Origin of the sequence: Caldalkalibacillus uzonensis (assembly GCF_030814135.1) — a bacterium.
Lineage (GTDB): Bacteria > Bacillota > Bacilli > Caldalkalibacillales > Caldalkalibacillaceae > Caldalkalibacillus > Caldalkalibacillus uzonensis.
Map to the genome: position 1 here is coordinate 1 of NZ_JAUSUQ010000047.1, position 1639 is coordinate 1639.

Below are 1639 nucleotides of genomic sequence, written 5' to 3' on the forward strand. Positions count from 1 at the left end.
ACACCCGTTCCCATGCCGAACACGGAAGTTAAGCCCTCCAGCGCCGATGGTACTTGGGGCGAGAGCCCCCGGGAGAGTAGGACGTTGCCAGGCAGCCAGAATTATTCCGCAGTAGCTCAGTGGTAGAGCAATCGGCTGTTAACCGATTGGTCGTAGGTTCGAATCCTACCTGCGGAGCCAATAAGGCGGTGTAGCTCAGCTGGCTAGAGCGTACGGTTCATACCCGTAAGGTCGTGGGTTCGATCCCCGCCGCCGCCACCACCATATTGGACCCTTAGCTCAGTTGGTAGAGCAGTCGGCTCATAACCGATCGGTCACAGGTTCGAGTCCTGTAGGGTCCACCATTACTCGCGATCCAATCTCTTTGGGGAGGAGTACCCAAGTCTGGCTGAAGGGAGCGGTCTTGAAAACCGCCAGGGGCTTCGCGGCCCGCGGGGGTTCGAATCCCTCCTCCTCCGCCATAGAGTCCAATAAATTCACTTCTTGTACGTGGCCCGTTGGTGAAGTGGCTTAACACACCGGCCTTTCACGCCGGCATTCAGGGGTTCGAATCCCCTACGGGTCACCATTATGGAGGGTTAGCTCAGTTGGGAGAGCACTTGCCTTACAAGCAAGGGGTCGGCGGTTCGAACCCGTCACCCTCCACCATGATATTTTTTAAACATAGGAAATATAATTTGACGCGGGGTGGAGCAGTCTGGTAGCTCGTCGGGCTCATAACCCGAAGGTCGCAGGTTCAAATCCTGCCCCCGCAACCAAAACATTTTATAAGAAGCTCAGATCAATTGAGGAGCTGTGGTGTAGAGGCCTAACATGCCTGCCTGTCACGCAGGAGATCGCGGGTTCGAATCCCGTCAGCTCCGCCATTTAATTTTCGCTTTTGGCTCGGTAGCTCAGTCGGTAGAGCAGAGGACTGAAAATCCTCGTGTCGGCGGTTCGATTCCGTCCCGAGCCACCACAGAATGTCACTTTATGCCGGTGTAGCTCAATTGGCAGAGCAACTGACTTGTAATCAGTGGGTTGGGGGTTCGATTCCTCTCGCCGGCACCATTTTATGATTCGAGCCGTTAGCTCAGTTGGTAGAGCATCTGACTTTTAATCAGAGGGTCGAAGGTTCGAATCCTTCACGGCTCACCATTTCAATTATGTGCCCTTAGCTCAACCGGATAGAGCGTTTGACTACGAATCAAAAGGTTGGGAGTTCGAGTCTCTCAGGGCACGCCATAAAAATGAGCGGGTGTAGTTCAGTGGTAGAACTCCAGCCTTCCAAGCTGGTAGCGTGGGTTCGATTCCCATCACCCGCTCCATTTCATTCCATGGGGGCCTATAGCTCAGCTGGTTAGAGCGCACGCCTGATAAGCGTGAGGTCGGTGGTTCAAGTCCACTTAGGCCCACCATTTTTTTAGCCAATAACTACCTGTTGAGTTTACTTTGTTTTTCTGGTATTATTGTTTATTGCTGACGGCGCAAGCCTAGCAAAAATACTTTCTCTCCATCTCTTGACAAATACACTTGCAGCGTGATAGATTATATAGCGCTGTATCCAGAACCTTGAAAACTGAACAAAGCACAAGCGTGCGAGGCTCATTCCTTTGGGAATGACGTTAATCATCTACATGGACGGCGGAAGGCCGGCTAA

The 1639-nt window shown here is 52.4% G+C and carries 14 tRNA genes and 1 rRNA gene; all 15 read left to right on the forward strand.

The features are described from left to right. Nucleotides 1-93, forward strand: a 5S ribosomal RNA gene (rrf, locus tag J2S00_RS19735); the annotation flags it as partial. Between the two features lie 12 nt (nucleotides 94-105). After that, nucleotides 106-180: transfer RNA gene (locus J2S00_RS19740), tRNA-Asn, on the forward strand. A gap of 4 nt (nucleotides 181-184) precedes the next feature. After that, nucleotides 185-261 (forward strand) — tRNA-Met (locus tag J2S00_RS19745). Nucleotides 262-268: 7 nt separating this feature from the next. Next, nucleotides 269-344 (forward strand) — tRNA-Ile (locus tag J2S00_RS19750). 24 nt (nucleotides 345-368) lie between these two features. Further along, nucleotides 369-461: transfer RNA gene (locus J2S00_RS19755), tRNA-Ser, on the forward strand. A gap of 30 nt (nucleotides 462-491) precedes the next feature. Continuing rightward, a tRNA-Glu gene (locus tag J2S00_RS19760) sits at nucleotides 492-568 on the forward strand. A 4-nt stretch (nucleotides 569-572) separates the two neighbouring features. After that, a tRNA-Val gene (locus J2S00_RS19765) sits at nucleotides 573-648 on the forward strand. Nucleotides 649-681: 33 nt separating this feature from the next. Continuing rightward, nucleotides 682-758 (forward strand) — tRNA-Met (locus J2S00_RS19770). Between the two features lie 31 nt (nucleotides 759-789). Continuing rightward, nucleotides 790-866: transfer RNA gene (locus J2S00_RS19775), tRNA-Asp, on the forward strand. A gap of 16 nt (nucleotides 867-882) precedes the next feature. Then, nucleotides 883-958, forward strand: a tRNA-Phe gene (locus J2S00_RS19780). A gap of 16 nt (nucleotides 959-974) precedes the next feature. Further along, nucleotides 975-1050, forward strand: a tRNA-Thr gene (locus tag J2S00_RS19785). 11 nt (nucleotides 1051-1061) lie between these two features. After that, nucleotides 1062-1137: transfer RNA gene (locus J2S00_RS19790), tRNA-Lys, on the forward strand. Between the two features lie 10 nt (nucleotides 1138-1147). Continuing rightward, nucleotides 1148-1224: transfer RNA gene (locus J2S00_RS19795), tRNA-Arg, on the forward strand. A 9-nt stretch (nucleotides 1225-1233) separates the two neighbouring features. Next, nucleotides 1234-1307: transfer RNA gene (locus tag J2S00_RS19800), tRNA-Gly, on the forward strand. Nucleotides 1308-1320: 13 nt separating this feature from the next. After that, nucleotides 1321-1397: transfer RNA gene (locus J2S00_RS19805), tRNA-Ile, on the forward strand. The last annotated feature ends 242 nt before the right edge of the window (nucleotides 1398-1639 follow it).